General features: G+C 73.4%; 1 protein-coding gene. It reads left to right on the forward strand.

Annotated elements, in window-relative coordinates; translation table 11 throughout:
* Positions 1-56 precede the first annotated feature (56 nt).
* Positions 57-1,624 (forward strand): polyketide synthase dehydratase domain-containing protein (locus ACWD3D_RS36785; protein ID WP_451464983.1); only part of this gene is annotated, 1,568 nt, incomplete at its 3' end.

Here is a 1,624-nt window from a genome sequence, read left to right on the forward strand (position 1 = left end):
CGTTGACCGGCGGTCTGGCCGAGGTTGCGCAGGGGTATGGGTCGGCGGAGTACTGGGTGCGGCATGCTCGTGAGGCGGTCCGGTTCGCCGATGCCGTGCAGACCCTGGTCGCCTGCGGTGCGGGCCGGTTCGTCGAGCTGGGCCCCGGCGCGTTGGTGTCGGCGGTCGCGGCCACGGCCGAGCAGGCCGGCGAGGGGGCCGACGGAGTATCGGTGGTGCCGTTGCTGAGTCGGCAGGGCTCCGAACAGGCGGCGTTGATGGCGGGTTTGGGGCGGTTGTTCGTTTCGGGTGTTCCGGTGTCCTGGCGGGACTGGCAGTCCGGCGGCAACCTGGTCGATCTTCCTACCTACGCTTTTCGGCGTGACCGCTATTGGCTGAGCACGCCGTCGTCCGTGGGAGACGTCAAGGCTGCTGGACTGGCGTCGGCCGGGCACCCGGTGCTCGGTGCCGTCGTGGCCTGGCCCGGGTCTTCGGGAGTACTGCTCACCGGCCAGGTGTCGCGGTCGGCGCAGCCGTGGTTGGCCGATCACGAGGTCCTCGGGCACGTGATGGTGCCGGCCTCGGCGCTGGTGGAGCTGGCGGTACGGGCCGGCGACGAAGTCGGCTGCCCCGTGATCGGTGAGCTGGCGATGACGGCGCCGCTGGTGGTGCCGGAGCGCGGCGGCGTGCAGGTGCACGTGATGGTGGCCGAGGCGGACGAGCACGGGCGGCGGGAGATCGAGATCCACTCGCGTCCGGACGCCGCGTCCGACCGGTGGCAGTTGCATGCGCGGGGCGTGCTGGCTCCGGCGGCGGCCGGTGAGGAGGAGTGGCCGGAGTCGGTGTGGCCGCCGGCCGGGGCGCAGGCGGTCGACGTGGACGCCGCGTACGAGGCGCTGGCCGGCCGGGGGTACGGCTACGGCCCTGCGTTCCGTGCCGTACGGGCGGTGTGGCGGCGCGGGCCGGAGATCTTCGCCGAGGTAGCAGCCCCGAAGGTGTTGGCCCTCGCGGGCTTCGGCATCCACCCGGCGGTGCTGGACGCGGCGGTCCACGCCCAGGCGCTGGGTGCCGATGCTGCGGACACCGACGACACCGGGTCCGGCGAGGTGAGGGTTCCGTTCCTGTGGGAGGGCGTGACGCTGCACGCGGCTGGTGCCTCGACGGTGCGGGTGCGGATCAGTCCGGCCGGTGCGGACGCGGCGACCGTGCAGGTCGTCGACGAGACCGGCGCGCCGGTGCTGACCGTCGCCTCGCTGGCGACCCGCCCGGTCACGGCGGAAGCGTTGGCGGACGCCGCGAGTGCGGCTCCGGACGGCCTGTTCGAGGTGGCCTGGTCGCCGCTGCCGGTGCGGTCGTCTTCGTCGGCTGCGCTGCCGGTGGAATGGTGGGAGTGGTGTTCGGCGCCGGACGCAGACCCGGCGGCCGAGGCTCACAGGGCCGCGCACGAGGCGCTGGACCGGGTGCAGACCTGGCTGGTCGAGGGCGACCCGCAGGCGAGACTCGCCGTCGTGACTCGGGGTGCGGTCGCGCTGTCGGGTGAGGAGGTCGCCGACTTGGCGGCGTCGGCGGTGTGGGGTCTGGTGCGTTCGGCGCAGTCCGAGAATCCGGGCCGGTTCGTTCTCATCGACACGGATGCCGAGCTCTC

This window comes from Streptomyces sp. NPDC002690 (assembly GCF_053592415.1).